At 41.0% G+C, this 23,828-nt stretch carries 26 protein-coding genes and 1 pseudogene; 8 read left to right on the forward strand and 19 right to left on the reverse strand.

From position 1 onward, the window contains the following. Positions 1-18: 18 nt before the first annotated feature. The gene (locus QAI40_RS11240; protein ID WP_299981766.1) at positions 19-363 is read left to right on the forward strand and encodes a hypothetical protein; all 345 of its coding nucleotides are present in this window, start codon (positions 19-21) and stop codon (positions 361-363) included. A gap of 2 nt (positions 364-365) precedes the next feature. Continuing rightward, complete coding sequence (locus QAI40_RS11245) at positions 366-824, forward strand: DUF1456 family protein (RefSeq protein ID WP_299981768.1); 459 nt, start codon at positions 366-368, stop codon at positions 822-824. A gap of 85 nt (positions 825-909) precedes the next feature. On the opposite strand, the gene QAI40_RS11250 is transcribed toward QAI40_RS11245, so the two are convergent. The 6 genes from QAI40_RS11250 to QAI40_RS11275 all read right to left on the reverse strand — a co-directional run bounded on the left by QAI40_RS11250 (position 910) and on the right by QAI40_RS11275 (position 4,932). Continuing rightward, a complete protein-coding gene (locus tag QAI40_RS11250) occupies positions 910-1,266 on the reverse strand; it encodes a cupin domain-containing protein (protein WP_299981771.1) in 357 nt (118 codons plus the stop codon). Positions 1,267-1,457: 191 nt separating this feature from the next. After that, entirely contained in the window at positions 1,458-2,099 is a 642-nt protein-coding gene (locus QAI40_RS11255; RefSeq protein WP_299981835.1) for a Fic family protein, read from the reverse strand. A 39-nt stretch (positions 2,100-2,138) separates the two neighbouring features. After that, positions 2,139-2,582 (reverse strand): hypothetical protein, encoded by a 444-nt coding sequence (locus QAI40_RS11260; RefSeq protein ID WP_299981774.1) that lies wholly within the window; start codon positions 2,580-2,582, stop codon positions 2,139-2,141. A gap of 207 nt (positions 2,583-2,789) precedes the next feature. After that, positions 2,790-3,758 carry a hypothetical protein gene (locus QAI40_RS11265; RefSeq protein WP_299981777.1) on the reverse strand — a complete coding sequence of 323 codons (969 nt, stop codon included), beginning with the start codon at positions 3,756-3,758 and terminating at the stop codon, positions 2,790-2,792. 342 nt (positions 3,759-4,100) lie between these two features. After that, positions 4,101-4,247: a hypothetical protein gene (locus QAI40_RS11270; RefSeq protein WP_299981780.1), complete on the reverse strand. Its 147-nt coding sequence runs from the start codon at positions 4,245-4,247 to the stop codon at positions 4,101-4,103. Positions 4,248-4,254: 7 nt separating this feature from the next. Continuing rightward, complete coding sequence (locus QAI40_RS11275; protein ID WP_299981782.1) at positions 4,255-4,932, reverse strand: YkgJ family cysteine cluster protein; 678 nt, start codon at positions 4,930-4,932, stop codon at positions 4,255-4,257. A 320-nt stretch (positions 4,933-5,252) separates the two neighbouring features. On the opposite strand from QAI40_RS11275, the gene QAI40_RS11280 reads away from it, so the two are divergent. Continuing rightward, positions 5,253-5,954, forward strand: coding sequence for a YkgJ family cysteine cluster protein (locus QAI40_RS11280; RefSeq protein ID WP_304511638.1), 702 nt, complete (start codon positions 5,253-5,255; stop codon positions 5,952-5,954). Between the two features lie 50 nt (positions 5,955-6,004). Continuing rightward, positions 6,005-6,733, forward strand: coding sequence for an RluA family pseudouridine synthase (locus QAI40_RS11285; RefSeq protein ID WP_299981788.1), 729 nt, complete (start codon positions 6,005-6,007; stop codon positions 6,731-6,733). Positions 6,734-7,055: 322 nt separating this feature from the next. Here the strand turns inward: QAI40_RS11285 and eutC are convergent, their stop codons facing one another. From eutC to QAI40_RS11310, 5 genes are all read right to left on the reverse strand, one after another. Next, positions 7,056-7,829, reverse strand: coding sequence for an ethanolamine ammonia-lyase subunit EutC (gene eutC / locus QAI40_RS11290; protein WP_299981791.1), 774 nt, complete (start codon positions 7,827-7,829; stop codon positions 7,056-7,058). Then, complete coding sequence (locus QAI40_RS11295) at positions 7,826-9,154, reverse strand: ethanolamine ammonia-lyase subunit EutB (protein ID WP_442875381.1); 1,329 nt, start codon at positions 9,152-9,154, stop codon at positions 7,826-7,828. Before QAI40_RS11295 ends, eutC begins: the two co-directional genes overlap by 4 nt. Before the next feature lie 236 nt (positions 9,155-9,390). Continuing rightward, positions 9,391-10,236, reverse strand: a complete 846-nt coding sequence (gene ablB / locus QAI40_RS11300; protein WP_299981794.1) for a putative beta-lysine N-acetyltransferase — start codon at positions 10,234-10,236, stop codon at positions 9,391-9,393. 53 nt (positions 10,237-10,289) lie between these two features. Continuing rightward, positions 10,290-11,507 (reverse strand): serine hydrolase domain-containing protein, encoded by a 1,218-nt coding sequence (locus QAI40_RS11305; RefSeq protein WP_304511639.1) that lies wholly within the window; start codon positions 11,505-11,507, stop codon positions 10,290-10,292. Between the two features lie 395 nt (positions 11,508-11,902). Beyond that, positions 11,903-13,054, reverse strand: coding sequence for a Fic family protein (locus QAI40_RS11310; protein ID WP_299981800.1), 1,152 nt, complete (start codon positions 13,052-13,054; stop codon positions 11,903-11,905). A gap of 302 nt (positions 13,055-13,356) precedes the next feature. On the opposite strand from QAI40_RS11310, the gene QAI40_RS11315 reads away from it, so the two are divergent. Both QAI40_RS11315 and QAI40_RS11320 read left to right on the forward strand, forming a co-directional pair. Further along, positions 13,357-13,584, forward strand: coding sequence for a ParD-like family protein (locus QAI40_RS11315; protein ID WP_299981803.1), 228 nt, complete (start codon positions 13,357-13,359; stop codon positions 13,582-13,584). Next, positions 13,581-13,871, forward strand: a complete 291-nt coding sequence (locus tag QAI40_RS11320) for a type II toxin-antitoxin system RelE/ParE family toxin (protein WP_299981806.1) — start codon at positions 13,581-13,583, stop codon at positions 13,869-13,871. The genes QAI40_RS11315 and QAI40_RS11320 overlap by 4 nt, the downstream gene beginning before the upstream one ends. Positions 13,872-13,963: 92 nt before the next feature. On the opposite strand, the gene QAI40_RS11325 is transcribed toward QAI40_RS11320, so the two are convergent. The 6 genes and pseudogenes from QAI40_RS11325 to QAI40_RS11350 all read right to left on the reverse strand — a co-directional run. Next, positions 13,964-15,097, reverse strand: a complete 1,134-nt coding sequence (locus tag QAI40_RS11325; protein ID WP_299981808.1) for an acyltransferase family protein — start codon at positions 15,095-15,097, stop codon at positions 13,964-13,966. 206 nt (positions 15,098-15,303) lie between these two features. Continuing rightward, positions 15,304-16,053 carry an enoyl-CoA hydratase/isomerase family protein gene (locus QAI40_RS11330; RefSeq protein ID WP_299981810.1) on the reverse strand — a complete coding sequence of 250 codons (750 nt, stop codon included), beginning with the start codon at positions 16,051-16,053 and terminating at the stop codon, positions 15,304-15,306. 14 nt (positions 16,054-16,067) lie between these two features. Continuing rightward, positions 16,068-17,870, reverse strand: a complete 1,803-nt coding sequence (locus QAI40_RS11335) for an acyl-CoA dehydrogenase (RefSeq protein WP_299981812.1) — start codon at positions 17,868-17,870, stop codon at positions 16,068-16,070. A 75-nt stretch (positions 17,871-17,945) separates the two neighbouring features. Continuing rightward, positions 17,946-19,262, reverse strand: coding sequence for a DUF362 domain-containing protein (locus QAI40_RS11340; protein ID WP_299981815.1), 1,317 nt, complete (start codon positions 19,260-19,262; stop codon positions 17,946-17,948). A 332-nt stretch (positions 19,263-19,594) separates the two neighbouring features. Then, on the reverse strand, positions 19,595-19,873 hold the full coding sequence (locus QAI40_RS11345; RefSeq protein ID WP_299981818.1) for an addiction module antidote protein: 279 nt from the start codon (positions 19,871-19,873) through the stop codon (positions 19,595-19,597). 3 nt (positions 19,874-19,876) lie between these two features. Further along, positions 19,877-20,116 (reverse strand): annotated as a pseudogene (locus QAI40_RS11350) (type II toxin-antitoxin system RelE/ParE family toxin); the annotation flags it as partial. A gap of 687 nt (positions 20,117-20,803) precedes the next feature. Here QAI40_RS11350 and QAI40_RS11355 point away from each other — a divergent pair. Then, a complete protein-coding gene (locus QAI40_RS11355; RefSeq protein WP_299981821.1) occupies positions 20,804-21,052 on the forward strand; it encodes a type II toxin-antitoxin system ParD family antitoxin in 249 nt (82 codons plus the stop codon). Beyond that, positions 21,045-21,338, forward strand: a complete 294-nt coding sequence (locus QAI40_RS11360) for a type II toxin-antitoxin system RelE/ParE family toxin (RefSeq protein ID WP_299981824.1) — start codon at positions 21,045-21,047, stop codon at positions 21,336-21,338. The genes QAI40_RS11355 and QAI40_RS11360 overlap by 8 nt, the downstream gene beginning before the upstream one ends. A gap of 68 nt (positions 21,339-21,406) precedes the next feature. Here the strand turns inward: QAI40_RS11360 and QAI40_RS11365 are convergent, their stop codons facing one another. Further along, positions 21,407-22,291 (reverse strand): nucleotidyl transferase AbiEii/AbiGii toxin family protein, encoded by an 885-nt coding sequence (locus QAI40_RS11365; protein ID WP_299981827.1) that lies wholly within the window; start codon positions 22,289-22,291, stop codon positions 21,407-21,409. A gap of 32 nt (positions 22,292-22,323) precedes the next feature. Next, positions 22,324-23,118, reverse strand: coding sequence for a type IV toxin-antitoxin system AbiEi family antitoxin (locus QAI40_RS11370; protein WP_299981830.1), 795 nt, complete (start codon positions 23,116-23,118; stop codon positions 22,324-22,326). Positions 23,119-23,828: the final 710 nt, after the last annotated feature.

Genomic DNA, 23,828 nt, shown 5'->3' on the forward strand with positions numbered 1-23,828 from the left:
TTTTTATAATGAGTTGATATGCCTGGCATTCCCGAGGATTACGTTCACCGCATCGGTCGCACTGGCCGTGCGGGTATAAGCGGCATTGCCGTCTCCCTGGTCAGTCACGATGAAAAAGTCCATCTTAAGGCAATTGAAAAACTGTTGAATCAGAAGATCCCAAGGGAAGAAGTCAGCGGCTATACAGAGGGAGGTGCTGTTCCGGATTTTGTTTTGTTACGCCCCAATGATTCTGCCAGCGAAAAAAAGGCATCCAGGGACTTAAAAGAGATTGTCAATAAAAGGAAATCCAAAAAGCAGGCTTTAAAATCCCCTGGCCGGAAACCCAGGCCCAAACCCAGATTCAGCCGGAAAAGGACATAAATATGACCAATAATGATATCCTGCGCCGTATCCGCTATACTTTTGATTTCGGTGATTCAAAGATGATGGCTATTTTTGGCCTGGCCGACCTAACGGTATCCAGGGCCCAGATCAGCGACTGGTTGAAAAAAGATGATGATCCTGCATATCAGGAATGCAGCGACATCCATCTGGCAACCTTCCTCAACGGCTTGATCAACGATAAACGAGGCAAAAAAGACGGCCCTAGGCCCAAGCCGGAAGAACGGTTAACGAATAATATCATTTTTAGAAAATTAAGAATTGCATTGGACCTGAAAGCGGATGATATTATGGAGATCCTGGCTCTGACCGATGCAAACATCAGTAAACACGAACTAAGTGCCTTTTTCCGCAAACCCGTCAATAGACATTACCGGAATTGTAAAGACCAGGTCTTGCGCAAATTTTTAAAAGGGGTGCAACTGAAATATCGCCCCTAGGAAATATGGCCCTCTGGCGCATCATGAGATTAAAAATAATTCAATACCATCGCCCTATGAAAATCGTGTGGGTGGATTTGTTTATTTATTTTTCCTCAGTCGGGTAGCCTCCAAAACTTGAACCGGCGAAATCTTTACGGACAGGATGAAAGACATCGACCGCCCTACAAGCCTTGACAGCTCGACCGGAGTGGACAACATTTGGTTCTAATACCATTACATTCCCCGGCATCAGATTGTAATTTTTGCCTTCCACTGTTAATTCAAGTTCTCCCTCAATAACATTAACCACTTGCTCATTATAATGTGAGTGTTCCGGCAGCAAAGCCCCCTCTTCAATTCTCACATGAAGAATAGTAACCGTATCAGTAGTTACCGCATAAGCTTTGATTCCACTGGCAATTTCCAATTCCGGTAAATCTTTAAATTCTACAAATCCCATTGTTCTCTCCTTAATATTTGTTTCTGAACTTTAACATAAACATCTACAGCATGTCTGCCATACACTGAAAATCCGCCCTTACCCGATTGGAATTTTATAGCCGCAAATCATCATAATAAAGCGCAACTGTTTGCTCATTATGCCGGGAGCGGATCATTGAGTACGTCCAATGGTCCTGCTAGTTCGTTTAATTATTGAATGATATCCATTAATGGCTTAAACGAATACATTGCTGGACGTCTACCTTGGGCAGGTGTGACAGTGTCTATTATTTTATTTTCGAGCAAGCTTTTTATTACCTTGGCTGCATGTGGTTTTGACAATTCTGTTGATTTTGTGAAATCTGGTGTTTCAAATATTAATTTTGAAAAAAGAAAATCTTGAATTTTCAAAGAATTTCGTGATTTGGTTACATCTTGAATAATATCCTTCATTTCTTCATATAGCTGAATAATATTTTTAGCCCGTTTCGTGTTATTTATGGCTTGACTGGTAATTGCCTCAAGAAAATAATTAATCCATTCATACCATGCTTTTTTGTCTGATATTGCTCTTAGATTATCATAATAATCCTGTCTGTTTTCTTCAAAAAATTCACTCACATACAATGCCGGATACTTAAGGATTTTTTGTTCAAACAAGAATAGTGGGATAAGAATTCTTCCAATTCTTCCATTCCCATCTGAAAAAGGGTGAATGATTTCAAATTGAGCATGGATTATAGCCAATTGTACAAGTTTATTTTTTTCATCATAGTGGCAATATTTTTCCCAATTAGATAAAAAATCTAAGAGAAGATGCGGTTCTGGCGGAACATAGCTTGCTGTTTCAATAAACCTTGAATAGCATTATCTATTAAACCAGCAAAAGTATCAATAAATGTCAAATAGTTTTTTCGTTTGAACATAATCTGTAAACTCCTTTGACCATGGTAAATCAATTGTTATTTCCTGCGGATCATTGAGCCGTAGTGAGCAGTATTCAAAATCAATGGTTTGTTTATTTAGATTGGATGACCACGGCGTGTTTAAAACACCATCAATTGAAGGTATTTTATCTGATATAGTAATTTTCAACATCTTTGCCCAGGGGATTAATGCAGATGAAGTAAACCAGCTCAGTGGTATTGTATCTGAAAAAACAACACCATCGTTGGAAAGGGATACTTTTTGCGTTTTTATTTCATATGTATTATTGGTAGTAAACCTGCATTTACCGATTAAGTATTCTGAAAAATTAAGTTCCAATTGCATTCGGTATTTTGTTGAAACCCTGTATCTTTTTTTAACAATCTTCCAGTTACTATTAACATTCATAATGAACCTTTAATTAGAGTTGCCTCATGCCAGCCATGGAGATACTCACCTGGCCCCAGGACCGCAAGGTCCTTAGGGTCAGGTGAAGTTATTGCCTATACCTTTATAATAATGAAACCTCTTTAAAGTATATTCGGTTTAAGACATTTTGCCTGATAGATCATCACTTTCTCGAAAGATCCTTCTCTTTTCAATTATCTGATAATACTATCCTTCTGCCTCTTTTTCGAGTTCATCCAGTTTATCAGGGTCAGAAACTGCAATGTCAACTAAGCAATTTGGGATGGCGCTTTGGTCGCACATCGTCCTGATTTCTTTCTCTACTTCACTAAATTCCATGATTTCACGAATTGAATCGATGTAATCAATCATATCATCCGAAGAAATATCTTCCAGGGCAGGTCCTGCACTCTCCGCCTTCTTTTTCGCGGCTGCTTCCTCTGCTAGTCTTTGTTGCTCCTTGAGTTCCTCTTCCATGGCTTTTTTGACATTGTTAATCGCATCCTGGTCAAATCCTGCCATCTCTATGATCAATTCCTCTGCCACATCATTGGTAATTAAGTGCTTCACCTTTTCTTCTTCTGATTTGCCGTCAACCTTCTCCAGCAGGCTTGCCACTCTTTCTCTCTCTGCTTTTTCCTTTGCAATCTCAGCCTCCACCTCGGCTAGTTTCTTTTCTGTAATGCCTAATTTATTTACGATCACTTCGCGTTCCACCTGTTTTCCAATGAGGTATCGGATACTTTCATTTTCAGGCAGTTCTTTTGCTTTTATTGTTAGCAAATCGAGTCTTGTCTCTTCGATAATCCCTATTACTTCTGGTCTGCGTTCGGCTTTTTTGATTTCTTCCCACGTTTGGCCAAGATTGTCGATAAGGTTATTGGTCGCTGAATAGGGATCTTGCACGTCCTCCAGAGAAAGTGCAGCGATTGCATCGTTAAAATCCTTCATCAGTGGCCTCCCAACTTTCAGCATGTCATCCAGGGCCCATCGCAACTGCATCATCTTGCCTCCGCTTTTGGTGACATTAAAGCCTTCATTGTCAAGGTCACCGGCAATCTTTTGAATCGCTGCTTCCTTTGCTTGCCCTGAGAGTTCTCCTGCGTTAAGCTCAAGTAAATTTTCCTCAATTCTTAACCAGAGGGATTTTTTTTGAGTTTCGTCGGTCGTCGTCATTTTTTAATCTCCTTTTATTGATATGTCTTGCCTATTTTCAATCCACCACCTGAATTCCTGCGAAAAGGGTTCATTATCGATAAAGTTTTTTTTGCTTCCTCACCCAGTCTGCTGAAATAAAGTCGTATGTAATTTTTTATGCTGCATGAAAATAATTAACGCTATCCTAATTATTATCGGCTCCCTGAAAAGTACATTTTTGAGACTCCTCCTTAATTTTTAAAGAATTAATGTCTTTCCTAACTTTGTATATCGGATTTTGTAAGCGACCTCAAGTCACATAAAAACACCAAAGTCACCGGTGAAATCCGCAGCATTTTTTTGTTGGAATTAAATCGGGCTTCAAATAAGTTCCTTTGCATCAACATAAGCATGATAAACATCATTCTTAAGGATAGTAACATCAAAATTAGTGGATCTTGTAACTTTTTTAAAATCAACTCCTTTACTATGGGGAATTCTGTTGTTGGATTCGTTGTTTATTTCCATTTTAAAATCACTTTGAAGAACTGGAACGGACGTGGGAAAACCCCAGTTTGATTCCTGAGGAAGTTTCTCTGGTGGTAAACCCAAGGGGTGTAAGCAGCTGGAAAAGCGGCCGGCCAAAACAGAACAGCTCTTGTGAAACCGAGAGATTAAATTCATCGATTGCCCTGATACGATAGGCAAGATCTTTATTGCTAATCCGCTCAAGCTTTTTGATTGTTTTCTTGGATGAACGGGAACCTGTCCGGGAGATTGATTTTAGATCGGGGCATGGAAACAGCTCTTCATGCTCAATTATTCGTTCTCTCAACGGATTGTCCTCTTTCACAATATCAAGCCTTGAAAGGAGATCCTTGCCGGCAAGCTCGAGAATCTCATCTGTGTCCCAGCACTTAAGAATCTTGCAGGCAAGAGGGCGATGATCGTATATGGTGCATCCGTTCCGGGTTTTATCGTAAAAGATACAGGCCCATGAATCCTTTATTCCGCTGATCTTTAAGAGTTCGGTTTTTACAGGTTCAATGGAATTTGAGACCGGATCATGGGCAAGCTCACCTTTCCTGATGGTAATGAGTTTTTCAAAGGATAAAAAACCGTTTTCTATTAAGGGTAAATCCTGAGTGTGTAATGCAGGACCGCCCTTTTCGCAGCAGGTGCCGCACCGCTTACATTCATTTTGATGCGTCATATGATCCATATCCCGGTGAAGAATAATTTTGTTAAATTTTTAAAAGTAATAATTATATCTCTATTCTTTATTTCTGTATAGGGCTTTCTCCCTATCCTCCTGATCTTTCTTTGAATTTAATTCCAATTCATTTTTTTAATATCATCCTGTCATTGGAATTATCAGATCCAGGTAGTTGACCCCGCTTCTGAAATAGGTTAAGGCACTGGAACTTGCCGGAATACAATTCCCGGATATGACAAACTATTTTTTAGTTTGTAAGTTCAGAAAGCCTTTTGGCCATTATTTGCAGGATACTATCTGTCTTACACAATTGAGGAATGATGGAAAAGACTGAAGGTTTTGCTGAACCCAACGAATTTAAGACCATACTTGTAAATTTTACCCGGGAAAAAATGATCCATGGGACACACCAAGACACCATTCTTGTTGCCACCCAGGCAGTCATGGTATTTGTCCAGGAAATGATTGAACAGCTCGAGGCATCGGGGCAAAGCCCTGCTGTATCGTGCGGGTCCGGATGCAGTTTTTGCTGCCATTCCCTCATTAAGGTTATCCCGGCAGAAGCCCTATTGATTGAATCTTTTATCAGACACCATTTTATAGATAGTGATATCCAGGTGTTGAAGAAAAAAATCTATGACTATCAAATATTGGTTGATGGAAAATCTTTAAAGAAGCGAGTTTTAATCAAAGACCAAACCCCCTGCATTTTTTTAAAAAATAGTATCTGCCGGATTTATCCAGTGCGTCCCTTCATTTGCAGGGCATGGAATTCACTCGATCGGTCTGCTTGTCAATCCGCATTCCGATCTGCGAATCATAACGCAGAAATTGAAGCATCCCCGGTACGAAATTTTATTTTCGGTACAGCAAGGGAAATTTTTCAGGAAATGGACAGCCAGATGGCGCTTGAAACAGGCTTGTACAAAATCCCTGGTGCAATTTTAGATTGCCTTAGCCATACAGATTCTCTGAAACGCTGGTGTATGAATGAGCCTGTCTTTACCAATGTTAATTAATCAAAATTGACATTCTATACGTGTTAAGCAAAAATTTATTAGGAATTACTGTGATTAAATCAAAAATAAAAATAAGATCTAAATATGTGCCTGCCGGCATCAGTATTCTGTATGAGGATCGGGACATCATTGTCATTGATAAGAGCTCAGGTCTTTTAAGCGTTAAAGCGAAGTACGAAAAAGAAAAGACGGCTCATCAGTTGCTTATAAATTACGTTAGAAAAGGCAATCCAAGGGCAAAGGTCAACCTATTTGTTGTACACCGTTTGGATCGTGAGACCTCTGGAGTATTGGTCTTTGCTAAAAGTTTCAAGATTCGTGAAAAATTTGCCAGCCAGTGGGACGAGGTAGAAAAAAAATATCTGGCTATCGTCCATGGCAACTTAACAAAAAAAAGTGGAATCATTGAGTCTTATCTGGCTGAAGCAGATGATTATTTAATGCACTCTGTTGAGAATCCAAAAGAAGGCAAGTTTGCCAAGACAAAATATACGGTAAAAAATGAGTCTAAGAACTATAGTTTATTGGAAATTGATCTTTTGACAGGTAAAAAGAATCAAATTCGCGTTCACTTGTCCGAACATGGACATCCCATTGTCGGTGATTTAAAATATAGTGAGAATGAGAGAGGGCGTTTGGCGTTACATGCATTTTCGATCAAATTTAAACACCCCTTTAATAATGAAGAAATGGGGTTTGAAACTAAAATACCCGAATTTTTTACAAACTATTTTAAGCCCCAGGGCGAAGTCGGGTCTCGTAAAAAGCCACGATACTAAATTGAACCATCTTAACAGAAGATTGATAATTCATCCTTATTGAATAACTGAATATATTTATGTCATTTGGTCTAACTTATCTTTCCAGATTATAGTAGACACAAAATCATGCCTTTATCTCGTATAATCATGCTTTTTTATTAATCTCATTTTTTTTGGAGAACGAGTCTGTAGAAAATCTGCGGCTCGTCCGTCAGCTTGTTGATTGTTGAGTTTTTTACTCTGGTAATTCAACAATGTTCCTCTTGATCCCGGAAAGTGGGAAGGCTACAATCAAACCCAGATTTCCAAAGCGCTTGCCTATTTTGAAAATGGGATCGTGTTAGATTGTAATGCCTTGTTGAGACTGTTTGTCTGTCTTTAAATTCACACCCGACAAGCCCAGCTTGAATGCAGCCGATATCAGCACTTGCAGCTGTCTGGCTGCTTTTTCAGGACTCAAACCGGCCTGACGGATATTGGATATGCAGTTTCTTTGTGCATCTGTGTGGCCGATTCTCGGTGCATAGGTTAAATATATCCCCATGCTGTCCGCTGAACTGAGGCCTGGTCGTTCGCCGATCAGGATGACAGTCAGGCGAGCATTGAGAATTTCACCAATTTCATCGGCCAAAGCCACGCGGGCTTGGGAGGCGACGACAATAGGAGCCCATCGCCAGCCATAGGCGGCTGATTGTTTTTGAAAACAGTCGATCAATGCAATGGCATTGCTGTGAATGGCTCGGGTCGACAAGCCGTCGGCGATAACCATAGCCAGGTCATATCCCTCTTTGTCTGGCAATTGATATGATTTTAAACGCTGCCTTGATGGGTCATCCAGTTGTCGTCCAAGATCTGGTCGCTGCAGATAGGTCGTTCGGTCCGCCGCAGCACTATGCACGCATATGGATTGAATTTGGCGCTCATCGAGTCGGCTTCCAATGGCCGCTGAATCAAAGGGCAGGTGCACAGCATCGCGGGCTTGGGCATGATCCAAATCAAATGCCAGCATTTCATGTGTCGAGATACTTGAACCCGCACGTGCCAGGCCGATACGCGCCGGCGTTAATTGTTTTAGCTGCGTTAAATCATAATGGGATTTCAATTTCCGGTTCATTGATCCATTTCCTGCAAATAGGCAAGCATCGGTGCGGCTTGGTTTCCAGGTAACAGCCGGCCTTGATCATTGCAAAGCTTCATTTTTATGAGCCATTGTTCAAATTCGGGTGCACAGCTTAACCCCAATACCTGCCGCAGGTAATTGGCATCATGAAATGAGGTGCTCTGGTAGTTGAGCATCACATCATCCGCACCCGGAACTCCCATGATAAAATTCACCCCGGCAGCGCCAAGCAAAGTCAGCAAATTGTCCATATCATTCTGATCTGCCTCGGCATGGTTGGTGTAGCAAACGTCACACCCCATGGGCAGGCCCAACAGTTTGCCGCAAAAATGATCTTCCAGACCGGCACGGATAATCTGCTTGCCGTCGTAGAGATATTCCGGCCCGATGAAGCCGACCACGGTATTTACAAGCAGTGGCTCATATTGCCGGGCCACCGCGTAGGCCCGCGCCTCCAAAGTTTGCTGGTCAACCCCATGATGGGCATTCGCAGAAAGCGCACTTCCCTGACCCGTTTCAAAGTACATCACATTGTCGCCTACCGTACCCCTTTGCAAAGAAAGCGCAGCCTCCCTTGCCTCCTGTAGCAAATCCAGAGTGATGCCAAAACTGTCATTGGCCCTTTCGGAACCGGCAATGGATTGGAAAACGAGATCAACGGGGCCCTTTCGCTCCATAATAGCCATGGTGTTGGTGATGTGGGTAAGTATACAGGATTGCACCGGCATCTCAAAGCGTTGACGCATATCATCAAGAAGCTGCAACAGGCACGCAGCGGCTTCCACATCATCGGCCGCAGGATTGATGCCAATGACCGCATCACCCACACCGTTGAGAAGCCCATCCAGAATGGCGGCTGCAATGCCCTTGGGATCGTCGGTGGGGTGATTGGGTTGCAGGCGGGTGGACAGCTGTCCTTTTAATCCGATGGTGGTCCTGAACCGGGTAATGGTTTCCGCCTTGGCGGCAACCAGAATTAAATCCTGGTTGCGCATAAGCTTGGAAACGGCTGCAGCCATCTCCGGAGTAATGCCGGCCGCCACCGACCGCAGTTGTTCAGTGCCTGTCTCATAGGCTAACAACCAGTTACGCAAATCCCCTACTGTCATGCTGGAAATCGGCGCAAACTCTGCTTTGTCATGATGGTCGAGAATCAGACGGGTAACCGCGTCATCTTCATATGGTATGATGGCCTCATTTAAAAAAACCGTCAAAGGTAAATCCGCCAATGCGAACCTGGCAGCGATGCGCTCTTCTTCCGTGACCGCCGCAACACCTGCTAAAGCATCACCGGATTTCATCGGGCTTGCCTTAGCCATTAACTCCTTTAAATCACTGAAGTGATAGGTGAAAGATCCAATGGTATGTCGATATGGTTTCATCATTTATTTATAAGGATCTTATCCAGAGTCTAAAAGAATTGTCAAGCATCCCCACAATATATTTTGTTGGGTAAATAGTCTGCCCATATCTTTCATCTTAGTTTGGACTGCATAACACTTTAAATCACCGGCAAAAAATCGCGGAGATATATTTTGTCCGGTGCATTCTTTCGTTAGCCAATTAAATGTTTATACCATACATTCATGCTCTCAATGTTTCCAGAAATGTTTGTGTTGTTTTTCAGCCTTCCGCCAAATCGGTAACCTGTCTTGCTAAAAGTAACATTCATCCCCGCAGACATAGCACGGGCTATTGTATATGCTGTTTTGATTCCCTTGTTCTTCATGGCTTTTTCCATTTGAAGAAGAAGGCATTGAGCGAATCCATTACCTCTCCATTCCGGAAGTGTGGCGAAGTCGGTCATTTCAACATTGGAAGATTGTTTGTCCATTTCTGCCGATGAAACAGCGACAAGTTGACCATTCGCTTCTATCCCAAAATAATCAACATGACTTTTCATGGTTTCCAGAATATATGCAGGATCATGTATTGGGAAAGGGTAGGATTTAAATATTATCTTGTAAATATCAGTCATAGAAGCTATGTCCGCTTCAGTGCAAATACGCGAGGTAAAATCATCGTTTAGGCGGCATTTGGATTTGATAACTTGTTTTTCTAGAGCGATCTTGAGGATTTCATCCATTTTGCCAAGGTCAGGTTCTTCGGCACGTTCAGCATTCAGGTAGAATCCCATAAGCACGGCTGTCATTTTGCCAGCGTAGAATGTAGGTATACGGGCTTCTGCCTCAAAGCCTGCAGCAGAAAATATATCCGAATGGCATTCGGGGACTTTGGCAAAGATTTTTGAATAATAATTGTTTCTTGCCAAATCAATGAGATTGCGTGGAGTGATTGAGGATGCTTCAGGGGCTAATTTGATCAAATAGATGCGATCATTATAGCTGCCGTGCTGAATAATGCTTCCTTCAAATGTCTCAATGATATCTTTAGAATCCATTAATCACGCTTTTCTATTCGTTCGTTCTCGTCTGGGACAAGCATTTTTATATTTCACTCAAGACATGTATAGACCGCATCTATAAGCCTGGTAGCCCTGGGATCCAACAGGATATGGGGGCCCATTCTATTCATCACGAAACCAAATCCGATTTCTGCATCCGGGTCTGCAAATCCTACGGAACCTCCGGCTCCGGGATGGCCAAAGCTGCGCTCTCCCGGACCAAAAGCAGCGCCATCGTAATCCTGTGACATCATGAACCCATGGCTAAACCTTGTTCCCACGTTAAGGACAAGGTCTTTTCCGCTTGATGTTTCTGCATAACAGAGGTCAAGAGACTCCTTGCCCAGCACATGAACACCGTCAAGCTCACCTCCGCAGGCCAGTGCGCCGTATAGTCTGGCTAATGCCCTGGCGGTGCAGTGACCATTGGCTGATGGGATTTCGGACCTGCGCCAGTCTTCTGTATTTGTACCGGTGACTATGCTGAAAGGATTAATAAATGCCAGTGATGTCATTCCGGAAGGGTTCTCCGTAATTTCTTTTATTAAGGGAAGGGGCTCGGGGTTTTCTGATAAGTCTTTATATTGACTGATTCGCGCTGTCCGGGATATTTGTTCATCATTGAGCCCTAAGTAAAATTCAAGTCCAAGAGGGTCTGTCAGCTCCTGCTTAAAATATTGTCCTACTGTTTTTCCGGTTATTCTATGGATTACTTCTCCAACCAGCCAACCGAATGTAATGGCATGATACCCGTGGTCTGGTCCGGGCTCCCACCATACCTCTTCATTTGCAAGCGCGCCGCACATCCTGTCCCAGTCATAGAGAGCCTCATCCGGCAACTTTTCCCGAATCGCCGGTAAACCCGCCTGGTGGCTTAACACCTGCCGGACCGTTATTTTGTCTTTGCCATTTTTCTCAAACCCGGGCCAATAATGCGCTACAGGCTTATCCAGGTCGAGCAAACCCGCTTCCACAAGCCGGAGCGCGCAAATAGCTACAATCCCTTTAGTTGTGGAAAATACATTAACTATTGTGTCCTTCTGCCATACAGATGTATGCCTGCTGTCTATATAACCTCCCCAGAGGTCAACCACAGGCTGTCCACCCAGCGTTACCGCGACTCCTTCTCCGATTTCAGTTTCGCCCTGCAGGTTTTCTGTAAAAACTTCTTTCACTAAATTAAAATGCTGGTCGCATTCGCCCTGAATTAATTCATTCGCCATAACTGTTTTCTCCCGTATTTTTAACTCAATTTGGTTCTCTGACATAGCCCCTTTCCTTTTGAATTCCTTGGGGTTGTAATCCCCGCCGCTTGCGGCGTAGAATACATATGTGAGCGAATATATACATAAGACCTTTGCACGACTACCCAATTTTTGTCAATAATCTCAAACCGTGAAAAGGTGTTTTTTTCGATTAGTGATCTTTCAAAGTCCAAGGTATATGAGATGGCCATTTTCAGATTTATTTCTCCATTTTCAGCGCGTCGGATTATTCTCCCCATTTAAATCTATTCGTTTTTAATAGTTATCAGGTATCTTCAAAAATATTGCCGCAGTCTCAGTTTATATGTTCATAGAACATCACAAAATTACCAAATATATAATTTAACCAACTTCTGTATGTCTTGACCGCCGAATTATTAACATCTGCGGCTTGTCCGTCAGCATTTTGCTTGTTGAGTCTGTTTTATCCAAAAAGGAGCAAGATTAAGCGCATAACGCGTACTTTTTAGTTCACCTGTTTTTGTAAAAATTCCTTTATCAACCAAATCTCTTAAATCCCTTGTTGCAGTTGCCGACGGAGTTTTGACAATTGACATATAATTTTTAGCACTGAAGCCCCCGGAAAAGCCCTTGGAACTTTCTCTGAAAATCCGTAATATTGCCTTTTTTTGTCTTGGATTCAGAAGCGTTTCATACGCATTAAAAAATTTTGCTTTGGCTATTACGAAATCAACCAGTCTTATGGTCTGTTTCTGTGCTTCAATGATAGTTTTGCCAAAATAATAAAGCCAAGGCGTGATCTGATTATTTTTGTTTTGTAGTTCTAAAATTTTATAATAATCCTTTTTCTTATCACTGATTGTTGAAGATAAGGCGATAAGTGTCGGTTTTCCCAAGGCCTGAGACAAGGCCTTTTCAGTTAAAGCCCTGCTAATACGACCGTTACCATCCTCAAAAGGGTGAATGGAGACAAAATATAAATGTACTATCCCAGCCCGGATTAATGGCGGCAAAGGCATTTTCTCCTCTGGGGCTGTTCTATTGAACCAACTTATAAACTGATTCATTTCTCCTGGGATTTTAGAGGCGGGCGGAGCAATGAAATGAATTTTGGGTTTATCAATCCGTCCAGACATCACTCGCATATCATCTTCGCTTGTACGGTATTTCCCCCTTTCTAAATCTGTTCTTCCATTCAATAATTTGTCATGCCAGGTTAAAAGAGTTTCATTGGTTAAAGGAGAATTAAAATCAGTGTACAAATCTTTCATCATCATTGCTATACCAGCTTCTTCTGGTTTTATATTCCCATGTAAATATTTTTCCCCCACACCAAATTCTTTACAGATGGATGATTGAAGGCTGTCCCTATCTAAAAATTCACCTTCTATTTCAGATGTTTTCAAGGCTTCGTTGCAGATAATTTCAATTCTGAATTCATCCAGATCTTCTTTAGAAAGATGCCGCATAACACCAATAGAGATGCCTGATTCTTTGGTATATTCATCTTCCAGGAGATCCAATTTTTTCTTGTTATAAGAAAAATTGGGCCAATCGTCCTGTTGCCAATTCCAATTTTTAAAATCCATGATTTATAAGCCTTTATTTTATAGATCAAAAAATATCATAATTTGATCTATAAAACAACAATTTATACATCAACCTTTTATTTTTTTTGCACCTGTTTTCATCACGTGAGTTTTAACAAGAACATCTGCGGCTTGTCCGACAGCATGTTTTTTGTTGACGTATTGTTTTTCCAATTGATTGAATTTTTTATTGTTTTGTAATTCTGAAATCCCAACTTTTAAAAAATGAAGAAAAACAAAATGGTTGCAAAAAGAAACCTATGGTGTTAAATTGAAACCAAAAAACAAACTGAGGGGGATTTATGGGAACAGCAGTTAAAGTATCTAATGACCTTTTTGAAAAAGCAAAGATCAAATCTAAGGTATTCAAAAGATCAATTGCAGGTCAAATTGAATATTGGGCAAAAATAGGACAAATGATTGAAGAAAACCCAGACCTTCCGCTACCGTTTATTCAGGATATTTTGGTAGGAAGGGAACAAATAAAGGTCGGTCAAGGTACTCCATATGTTTTTGGAGAGGGTGAATGACCGATATTAAGGAAATAATTCAATCTCCTGTTTTTGCCAAGCAAAAAAAGAAACTGCACAAACAACAGATCAAAGATTTGGATGAGGCGGTAAAATATATTTTCAATACCCCTGCAAGTGGGGATATGAAAGTTGGAGATCTGCAAGGTATACAAGTCTATAAATTCAAGTCAAGCAACCAGCAAATATTATTGGCTTATGAGGTAATTGATTCGACTTTGTTCTTGTATGCTTTTGGTTCTCATGAAAACTTTTACAGAAATTTAAGAAAATACTTGCAACATTAATTTTTAAGCAAAAACTTAACCGCATGTCCGGTTTTTTGGGGGAGGATCAACGTATTTTGGGCCCATCGTTGTAAAGTGCCCATCTAAATATCTTAAATAAAATTCTTAAGCCATGGCCCATTTATTTTGGGTTTTCCGACCAGTTGGGGAACATATCGGTTAAAGAGGTGAATAAATGGGATACAGAGAGCCAAACTCATCAGGGTCATCATTAAACCGGCTCCAAAAATCATTAGCGGTTGAGCAGCAAAATTTATAAACACCCATTTGCCCAGCCTGGGGTTTATAAAATGATAAAACACACCGTTCAGACACATCAGGATTAATGTATTCTGTCCCATCCAGACAATGGTCTTTTGGCAAGGAGTGATTTTACCCAGTAAAAATACCAATAAAGATCCTGCTATTGCGGTTAAAGGAAACCAGAAGATGTTTCCGTGGGAGGAAAACATAATAACGACTGAATTGAAATAATTGAAATTAAAGGGGCCCATGTTTAACTTAAATGTAAACAAAACCATCAAAAAAGCAATGATCACAGCGGGTATTGTCATTTTTAGGGACATTTCTTCCATGAGGAATTTTCTTCGTCTCAAATAAACGCCCAGCAAATAAAAAGCATACATGGTAATTGCTTCATGAATAAAAAGGACATTATACAACCTCTGCTTTGCAAAATTCATGAAATCGCCGTTCAAGTTCAGAAAATAGCCGCCAATATAAAAAACGACCATCCCTATTAAGATTTTTGAATCGGATTTTAAAAACCGAAAAGCGAAATAATGGACTACTTCAACGGAAAAAAGCATCAACAGGAACCACGAGGGCACGCAAAACAGCGGAATTCCGAGCCCGGTCGAAATAAGGCCGCCAATGTATCCCTTAACCGTCGGCAGTGTTAAATTAAAAAAGTCACCGGGAAAAACGGCGGCTAATAACATAAATACGATTGTAAAAAAGATAAACGGCAGAAGACGGGAAAGGACTCGGTGTTTAAGGAATTTACCGACACTGAATGCCAAATCGCCATCCCTGGCGATAAAACCGGACAGTACAAAAAACAACACCATGTGAAACGAATAAACGAATTTATACAATGTGGCGGCCGTGGGATCATTCAGCAGCATGATCCGCTCGATGAAGTGTCCGAAAAATACCCCGGCCATCGCGTAAAACCGCGCGACATCAATATACTGAATTCTCTCTCTTCCGACATCCAAATGCATTGGCGGATCTCCTCCCTAAAATTTGCATTGCCCGGTTACTAAACCCGTGAGCGTGCGGCCTTAAAGCTACACTCCTGTTCGCCCCTCGGCCATGGACAGCAAAACTGCTATCACCTCATAGCCCAACGTTTAATTCACTGGTTTCGCGTCGTTTGCGGAATCCAGTGATATGATCCAATTAAATATACTTGAATTCATCCAGAATTCTATCCGGTCTTTTTATGCATTCCAAAGGCCAGCATCATCTGGTTTCTGTCTTCCAGCTGAAGACAAGCTTCAAGGCCTGACGCATCCATATTAATATTAATCGCTTCTTTGGTCATCCTAAGCCCTAGAGGATTTTTTTCTGACATCGTCTTTGCCAGGATTGCTGCCGTATCAAGCATTTCATCTTTGGGAACCATTCTGCTGGCAAACCCAAGATTCATGGCCTCTTTTGCATTCATCCAATTCCCGGTTAAAAGAAATTCATTGGCCCTGCCCGAGCCGATAAGCCGGGGAAGAAAATAGGATGATGCCATATCTGCACCACCCAGCCCAATGTTGATATAGGCGGCACTGAATTTGGCATCTTGTGCCAGAATGCGGATATCCGAAGCCATTGCCAGAGAAAATCCAATACCGGCTGCAGCGCCATGAACACAGCAGATAATTGGCTGTGGAATCTTTCGTAATCCCAACATCATTCTGGATAATCTGGCCTGGGCATTATAGGCATCCACGGGAGCCATGTTAAATATCTCCGGTCCCAGCGTCTGCATGTCCAGCCCGGCACAAAAGCCTTTGCCATCTCCACCGTCTAGAATAATGACAGACACTTTAGTGTCATACATCCGGGCTGCAATAAAGTCTTCAAATTCATGCAGCATCTGTTTGTCAAATGCATTGTATTTATCTGGTCTGTTTAGTGTCAGATGCCCTATTTTATCCTCTTGCCTATAGATTAATTGATTCATTTTGTCACCTTAGTTTAATCCTTAAAATATTCCGATTTCATTTCTACGGTTAGATTATCCTTATCCATGAGCCGGGTTGCAAGGGCAGCAGCCTTTGACAATTCATACCTGAAAAAATAATTCATGGTGAACACCTTGCCCTGATAAAAGTTTTTTTCCTTTTTCGAACACTTGCCAAACAATGCTTTTTGGGATGCAATGCCCTGGATCAGCCACTGCCAGGAGATAACGATCCGGCTATAAAATTCTAGAAAAAGCGTTGCATCGGAAAGATAAACATCCACTCCTTTTTCGCCGAATGCTGTAAATAAAAAACCGGTTACTTTTTCAAGCTCTTTCATGGCATTGGCAAGCTGGGTGGCGAAAAACTCAAGACCTGGTATTTCCAATGCGGTATGGATGGTCTGTTTCACCTCGTCCACGAACAAAAAGGCGGCCTTACCGTTCTGCATCACCATTTTTCTACCCAGAAGATCCATTGCCTGTATGCCTGTTGTTCCTTCATGAATGGCATGGATGCGAACATCCCTCAGATATTGTTCAACCGGGAAATCCTCGCAATATCCATAGCCGCCAAAACATTGTATGGCTGTATTTGTAGAAAGAATGCCAAATTCTGAAGGAAATGCTTTTGCAACCGGTGTTAAAAGATCCAGTAACAGCCCATATTTCTCCTTTTCTTCCCCTTCAGTCACCTTCATTAAATCTGCATACATACAGCATTGGAGAATCAAAGACAGGGAACCCTCTACAATGGATCTTTGGAAAAGAAGCATCCGTTTAACATCTGCATGCTCGATAATAGGGATCTGATCTATGGAAGGATCTTTTTGGGCAATCGGTCGTCCCTGGCGTCTGTTAGCTGTGTAATCCAGGGCAGCATAATAGGCAGCTGATGCAATGGCACATGAGGCAAGGCCCACAAGGATTCTGGCCGCATTCATCATCTGGAACATGTGTGACAGGCCTTTATTTTCCTGGCCGACAAGCCATCCACGACAATCGTCTTTTTCACCCATGGACAGCTCTGCTGCCGGTGCTCCCCGATACCCCAGTTTATGGTAAATAGAGACTGTTGTGATATCATTGGGAACAAGATGGCCATTGTTATCCACACGCTTTTTGGGAACCACAAATAAGGAGATCCCCTTTGCACCAGCCGGGGCACCTTCAATTCTTGCCAGCATCAGGTGAATTATATTTTCAACACCATCATGATCGCCTGCGGATATAAAGGTTTTCACGCCCTTGATCTTAAAATATCCTTTATCTGTTGGGAAAGCTGTGGTGATAATATCAGACAGGGAACTGCCTGCCGCAGGTTCGGTTAATGCCATGGTGCCCTGCCATTTTCCGTCTAGCATTTTAGGCACATAGGTTTCAATTAAGTCTTGACTGCCAAAGGAGGTAATTAATTCTGCTGCACCTGTTGTCAGCTCAGGATATGCGCTTGCTGAATAATTTGAAGCAGCAAAAATGAAACTTGTCACTCCTTTTATGGTAAATGGAAGCTGGTCACCCCCATGGACTTTTGAAAACCCCGATGCAATCCACCCGCCTTGGCCGAATTCTTTCATGATTTTTTTAACCGCCGCATGAACCCTTACCTCTCCATTAACCAGTTCCGGTGGTTTTTTGTCCATTTCATCAAGAACAGGATACATGAGTTTGACAGCCAGTTTCTGGGCTTCATCAATTACCATATCAAACATTTTTTCATTATGTTCGCTGTAATAATCATAGGTTGTCAGGGTTTTTGTTTGAAATACTTCTTTGATAAGAAACTGCAGATTTCTTTTGCTGATAAATTTTGTCATTGAATTCCTCCTAAAAAAAACGAGTCCCAGTTATCAAACCGCTCTTAATTTAGCTTAATTCACGATTATTCATCACTACTGAATTGTATAATAAGATTCATCAAACTCAGGTTTGCTTTTAAACCGCTCCATCATAAAGGCACCGACCATATCGAAATTGGTAAAAAATGAAGGATCAACATCAATACCGATACCTTTCAACGCTATGGCCGTTGATTTTGGATCGGGCGGACATCCTTTAATTTTAACAATTTCCTGGGGTCCTTCATGATTTTTATTGAGCGCACACATACACTGCCCCACAAGAATACTTTTTTTGCTGCCCTTTGAGGGCCTTAACCTTTTACCGGTTAGAAACTCCACATCATCAAAGGGCGCTTTGTAAGACATGGCGATAATGGTTAGCAGCATACCAATCAAAGGTGAGCAATAGGTGCATACGGTGGTATCATATTTATGAAATTTAATGCCTTTGATGCCCATTTTTTCCATATTCAAAGGCAGGGTGTTATCTTCATTAAAAGGGAAGGTATAATTATGGAAACTTGCAACATCATCTATTTTCTCCCCTTTTACATTAATTTGAGAGAAATCTGTGGAAATTCCCATATCTGATGCAACCTGTGCAAGATACGGGATGTCTTTGGGGTCATGGCCCAGCACACGGGCACCCACCATATCTGCGCAAAGAACATTTGATGAGGCAATTACAAGGTTGCTTTTCTTTGGCTTGCCATCAATGGATGGCCCTCGCTCCAAGGTATAGATACCGTCAATTATGGTGGCTGAAGGTGGCAGCAGACCGGGTAGTTTTGATACCATGTAATCCAGATCTTTATTCACATCAGAATTGTGGCATTTTTTCCTGGAACTGACATTTAAAAACCCTTTTAGATTTTTTATCCCCAGGCTTACCTTAACCTGGGCATGGGTTTTGAGCACCGGCAGATTAACCAGGAAATCCGATGCCATAAGATCTGTATTCACATTGAGACTGAGACCATCTTCGAGCGCTACTTTTTCAAACGGTCTTTCCCAGACATCTAAAAGTTTAACCCCATATCGATCCCGTAATTTCGTATAGCCCAGGCCCTCAAATGATTTCTGCCCGATCTGTTTTTCCCCTGGAACCATCTGCAGGCTTCCCTCAACAATAGAAATATCTGTGACCCCGTATTCCTTTAACAGGATTACGGTCTCTTCCATAATCGTGGAAGTGGTTACCACACCCCATTTGGGATAGGGTGAATCCAGCCATACGACAATATTCGGTTTAATCACTACCTTTGCATTTGAAGGAAGGTGTTTGAAAGCATTAACACTTTGCACCGCTCGTTTCACTGTCTCTGCGTTTTTCTCAAATCTGAAAATAGCTACATTGATATCGTTCATTTAGATTTTCCTTGTTAGTGGTTGCCTTAAAAAGTCACTTCACTTGGTTTGCAAATATCCGGAGAATAATCAAGAACAGAGTTGAATGAGCGGATTGTGTGTCATGGCATAGAGGTTTCTATAAAGCAGCCAGTTTTTTAATTGCAAAACAGGCTCCTCTCAGTCTTTTACCCTGAACTGAGGCGCAACCGCCTTAAACACTTCGCATAAAAGAAATCATTTTATAAAAAAGAACAAAAGATTAACCGGTTGCGGGGTTTTCCCCGCAATCCGTGTTCAATGACTGGTTGGAACAGCCGTCCTACCCTTGAAAATATGAATTTGAAAACACGTTAAACAACAGCCAGTTTACAGCCAAGGGCCTTGGTCACCTTGCTGATGGTAATAAACTTCGGGCTACCGTTTTCTGCCAGAGACTTGTAAAGGCTGGCTCGGGTGACGCCTGCTTTTTTGGCCACCTCGGTCATGCCCATTGCTCTGGCCGCAGTGCTCAGGGCGTGAATAAAGTCCGACTCATCGCCGATGGCCGCAACCTCTTGCAGAAAATCGCGAATATCTTCAGGGCTGTTTAGGTGTTCGGCTATGTCAAAGGGTTTGGTTTTAAGTGCCATGATTTAATCCTCCAGTTCCGCCAAAAGCTCAGTGGCCTTGGCAATGTCTTTTTCTTGGGTCGATTTGTCTCCACCCACCAGCAGAATGACAACTCTGTCATTTTTGATGGTGTAATAAATCCGCAAGCCGGCACTGAAGAAAAAGCGCAACTCAAACAGGCTGGGGCCAAGCAGTTTAAAGTCACCAAAATTACCGTTTTCAACCCGGCTGAGTCTGGCCAATACTCTTATTTTGACCAAAGAGTCTTTCTGTTTTGTGAACTACTTATCGTATTGGTTTGTGCTCTAAATTTCGTACTTCATGGCTTTAATGTATCTCTTGGGATACAGATTGTCAAGATCAAGATGAAAATTAGCAGCAAATACCGAATAACGCACACTGGAAAAACTAACCCCATCTTTTTACTTTAGACACCTTCCAATTGCGCATCGGAATGTGTCAATAGAAATGAGACACCATTTATAATAAATTAAGCTCTAATCATTTCGCTTCCCTGTTGTTGATTTTTTTGAGGAATTTTTTCGACAGTCTTTTTTATAGACTCAATAAGACTTTTGTCAGAACCGTTCTCGAACCAGTCAAGATAAATTATCTCCAGCAACTTTTCTACCCAGCGATTTAATGTATTATTATTTTTCTTTTCTCTTGATAAGCCACTGCGTATCTCAGGCAGGTTATATAGCACATCTTTTACTGTAATTTGTTGTTGGTTTTTTCATTATTTTAAAGTAAGCGATAATTTTACCTTGCAGCATGCCGGAACTCAACAACCAGAATCTGCGGTTGGAGTATTTATTTTATGATTATACAAAGATTGACAATATTTGTATTGATGCTATCCTTGTCTTAAACGGCTATGTTGCCGGGGTAAAGAAAAGTTAGGGCCTTTTTCCAATCCCCCAACAATTTTATATAAAAGGAGGTGTAACATGCATATTTCACTAACTCCAGAGCTTGAGGCTGGTATCAGGCAAAAAGTAACATCAGGTTATTACAACAACGCCAGTGAGGTAATCCGTGATGCTTTGCGGTTCTGGGAGAGCAATGAAGAACTGGTACAATACATGAAACTTGAGGTGTTAAAAAAACGTTTGGCAATTGGCGCTGGGCAAGCTGAACAGGCAAAATTTGTTGATCAGTCAGTAAGTGATATTATTACAGAGGCCAAGAATGCCTAATTACCGCCTCACTCCCGCTGCGAAGTCTGATTTGCTGGGAATCTGGAATTACACAGTTGAAACTTGGGGGGAGAAAAAGGCAGAAAAATATCTGCTGGATATCGAATTTAAACTTGAGCAACTTGCTGCCAACCCGAAACTTGGAAGGCAAAGACCTGAAATCAGTTCCGGTTATTATTCATTTCCTGTTGGTAAACATATCATTTTCTATCTTCATTCTGGTAACCATATTGATATCATAGGTATTTTACATGGAAGAATGGATATCGATAAAAATTTGTTTTAAAATTATTTTTGTTCTTCAACGTCATACATAACGCCAGAATCTACGGTGAAATCCGTAGAATTCTATTGTTAAGATAAATCTAAAATTGATTTCAGCTTTTCAGTTGCTGCAATTCTCTTTTTGGATTCCATTCTTAATATATTCTCAATCTTCCACTTGATGGCTGGTAGGTTTTCAAGACCTGAAATTGAAAGCAAACTGAAATCAGGTATTCCCATTTTAACAGACAACAGAAATTTCCGTTCATTCCTTGAAAGTTTGGATAATATCAGAGATGGCAATTCTTTACGTATTTTTCCAAGTTCCTGATAACTGACCTCTATTGATGACATACCTTTGAAATCAGTTTCATACGCCTGTCTAAAAGCTTGAAAATTTGGAGAAAGCAACTCTGACATGGGTCTATTATGACTGGCAAGATATACAACAAACGCTTGACTGATTTCTTCATTCAGGCCTCCTGCCTCAGAAAGGAGCTTGATATCAAATAAATCTCGAGGATGCTGACGATCCAAAGCTGCACATATCTTCCCACCATAAAGATCTGCAAAAGAGAGTACCGGGACTTCCATTTCCATCTTGAAAATGTCACCGGCATTCTTGCACAATGGTTTTAAAATAGGGGGATAGCAGCTTCCCCTCAATATCAAATTCGGCTCTATTTTAACCAGACTGCCTTGGCTTTTAATAATCAGCTTGTATGTATAATCCGTATCTTTTATTTTTAATTTTTGAATCTGACAACGGGAAAATAATCGTTTAACCTTATCAGAAATCCTGCTTAGTGACTTTGTAATATCCTTTAAAGTTGCATCCCTTGGTTTAACCGGAAGAAATGTTAAATCAATATCAACAGATAACCGCGGCATATTCAAATGGAAAAAATTCAAAGCAGTCCCGCCTTTTAATGCAAAATTTTTTTCCTGTCCCACGATTGGAAGGATGGACAGCATTAATTTTGCCTGTTCAAAATATTTTTTTATTTTCAGGGGATATCCGTTAAACTGATACTCTTTATTTCATCAGGGACTGTTATTTGATATTTTTTGTTTAGGATTCCATTGACTGCAACCTGTCGTTTCCCTTTTCCCAAGTCAATATTATTAATATCCAATTTCTGAAACCAGGGCATGTTATATGTGTCCGCAAAATAGAAAAATAATCGTTTTGCTTTTATTGAACTGCATGTTTCAAGAAGGGTTTGCAAGTATTCGGATCGCAATGATAATAGGCTCTCCATAAAATGACCAGCCTCTTCAAACGAATGATAATTTGGAACCAGGGCACACAATTCAATCATGGCTCGCTCGGGTGCAGACCCTTTTATCTCAAAATTACCCGCATTAAAATCCATTAATTCAAAATCCGGCCGGGATTGAAAAATATTTAACCTTTTAAAACATAATTCATCTTCCCATGGATGTTTCATGAACCACTTTGGTAATTGAATTTTTCTTGATGCAAAAAGATATATTTTTGCTGTTTGTCCCAATTGGAGATTATGTCCGAATCCAGATAATTCCAAAGCAGTTTTCCCACCAGCATGCACACAAAGATTTAACTGATTCTGAACAGCATACAATCCCCCGCGCCAATCAACAGAATCTCCATATTGAATATATGCGCCACTTCCTATTTTTGTTACCCAGGGTGCTTTCTGGTAATAATCTAATAGCTGCTGATATCCGCCATGATCTCGAAACCATGCTAATGTACCCACTGTTCCTTTGGGCCAGTTCCGGAGGATTCGGTTTAATATATTTCTATTTTCACCAGTCATGTTTGTGATTATAAATTAATATTAAACTAAGTTCAAGCAGATAGTTTAATATTATTATGATTTAACAAGTTATACTTGTGATTTCTTAACATATTTATCAGCATCTTCTGGCAACAACTGAACAGAACAGGTTGTCCAAACTGTTAGATTTTGCGGTATTTTTGATATTATTTCTTCCCCTTTTTTTAATCCCGGTTTGTATCTTCACTATTAGCAAACCCGTCTTGAATATAATTTCAAAACGTTCTTATTGATAAATGAGTTGAGACCATCTCCCAAATCCGCTAATCGCTTCATTTCATTAATATTTCCCTGTCCAGCAGACGAATAAGTATACTCGTAAACCGATCCGGTTTTAAACTATACATGAATCCAATCAGGGCCATAATCGAAAGCAGCAATCCCTGAATCTTTATCGAAATCTCTATAAGGCTTCATGACTTTTTTTCCTTTTTTAACGTTGAACTAACCCATGGCCTTTCCGTATAATGATTGAATACAATTGCTGCCTTGATGGCAATAAACTTTCCTAACATCGCGTGCTTGCAAAGGCCATTGGCGTTAAGTGCTTTGTGTACGCCCGGCACGGGCGTGAACTTATGGGGTGAAAGTCCCCTATACGTGAGTCCTGTTAACATGTGTTTTGTTAACACAAGTATTAGCCGAAAACAAGGGCGGAACCGCGAGGGACCGTCCGAAGGAAGTTGGAG

The sequence above is a fragment of the Desulfobacula sp. genome, assembly GCF_030611305.1.
Lineage (GTDB): Bacteria > Desulfobacterota > Desulfobacteria > Desulfobacterales > Desulfobacteraceae > Desulfobacula.

Bases quoted from the DNA above. Each gene is read 5' to 3' on its own strand.
- QAI40_RS11240 (WP_299981766.1), top strand. From the start codon at position 19: ATGCCTGGCATTCCCGAGGATTACGTTCACCGCATCGGTCGCACTGGC.
- QAI40_RS11245 (WP_299981768.1), top strand. From the start codon at position 366: ATGACCAATAATGATATCCTGCGCCGTATCCGCTATACTTTTGATTTC.
- QAI40_RS11250 (WP_299981771.1), bottom strand. From the start codon at position 1,266: ATGGGATTTGTAGAATTTAAAGATTTACCGGAATTGGAAATTGCCAGT.
- QAI40_RS11260 (WP_299981774.1), bottom strand. From the start codon at position 2,582: ATGAATGTTAATAGTAACTGGAAGATTGTTAAAAAAAGATACAGGGTT.
- QAI40_RS11265 (WP_299981777.1), bottom strand. From the start codon at position 3,758: ATGACGACGACCGACGAAACTCAAAAAAAATCCCTCTGGTTAAGAATT.
- QAI40_RS11270 (WP_299981780.1), bottom strand. From the start codon at position 4,247: ATGGAAATAAACAACGAATCCAACAACAGAATTCCCCATAGTAAAGGA.
- QAI40_RS11275 (WP_299981782.1), bottom strand. From the start codon at position 4,932: ATGACGCATCAAAATGAATGTAAGCGGTGCGGCACCTGCTGCGAAAAG.
- QAI40_RS11280 (WP_304511638.1), top strand. From the start codon at position 5,253: ATGATGGAAAAGACTGAAGGTTTTGCTGAACCCAACGAATTTAAGACC.
- eutC (WP_299981791.1), bottom strand. From the start codon at position 7,829: ATGAACCGGAAATTGAAATCCCATTATGATTTAACGCAGCTAAAACAA.
- QAI40_RS11295 (WP_442875381.1), bottom strand. From the start codon at position 9,154: ATGGCTAAGGCAAGCCCGATGAAATCCGGTGATGCTTTAGCAGGTGTT.
- ablB (WP_299981794.1), bottom strand. From the start codon at position 10,236: ATGGATTCTAAAGATATCATTGAGACATTTGAAGGAAGCATTATTCAG.
- QAI40_RS11305 (WP_304511639.1), bottom strand. From the start codon at position 11,507: ATGTCAGAGAACCAAATTGAGTTAAAAATACGGGAGAAAACAGTTATG.
- QAI40_RS11310 (WP_299981800.1), bottom strand. From the start codon at position 13,054: ATGGATTTTAAAAATTGGAATTGGCAACAGGACGATTGGCCCAATTTT.
- QAI40_RS11315 (WP_299981803.1), top strand. From the start codon at position 13,357: ATGGGAACAGCAGTTAAAGTATCTAATGACCTTTTTGAAAAAGCAAAG.
- QAI40_RS11320 (WP_299981806.1), top strand. From the start codon at position 13,581: ATGACCGATATTAAGGAAATAATTCAATCTCCTGTTTTTGCCAAGCAA.
- QAI40_RS11325 (WP_299981808.1), bottom strand. From the start codon at position 15,097: ATGCATTTGGATGTCGGAAGAGAGAGAATTCAGTATATTGATGTCGCG.
- QAI40_RS11330 (WP_299981810.1), bottom strand. From the start codon at position 16,053: ATGAATCAATTAATCTATAGGCAAGAGGATAAAATAGGGCATCTGACA.
- QAI40_RS11335 (WP_299981812.1), bottom strand. From the start codon at position 17,870: ATGACAAAATTTATCAGCAAAAGAAATCTGCAGTTTCTTATCAAAGAA.
- QAI40_RS11340 (WP_299981815.1), bottom strand. From the start codon at position 19,262: ATGAACGATATCAATGTAGCTATTTTCAGATTTGAGAAAAACGCAGAG.
- QAI40_RS11345 (WP_299981818.1), bottom strand. From the start codon at position 19,873: ATGGCACTTAAAACCAAACCCTTTGACATAGCCGAACACCTAAACAGC.
- QAI40_RS11355 (WP_299981821.1), top strand. From the start codon at position 20,804: ATGCATATTTCACTAACTCCAGAGCTTGAGGCTGGTATCAGGCAAAAA.
- QAI40_RS11360 (WP_299981824.1), top strand. From the start codon at position 21,045: ATGCCTAATTACCGCCTCACTCCCGCTGCGAAGTCTGATTTGCTGGGA.
- QAI40_RS11365 (WP_299981827.1), bottom strand. From the start codon at position 22,291: ATGCTGTCCATCCTTCCAATCGTGGGACAGGAAAAAAATTTTGCATTA.
- QAI40_RS11370 (WP_299981830.1), bottom strand. From the start codon at position 23,118: ATGACTGGTGAAAATAGAAATATATTAAACCGAATCCTCCGGAACTGG.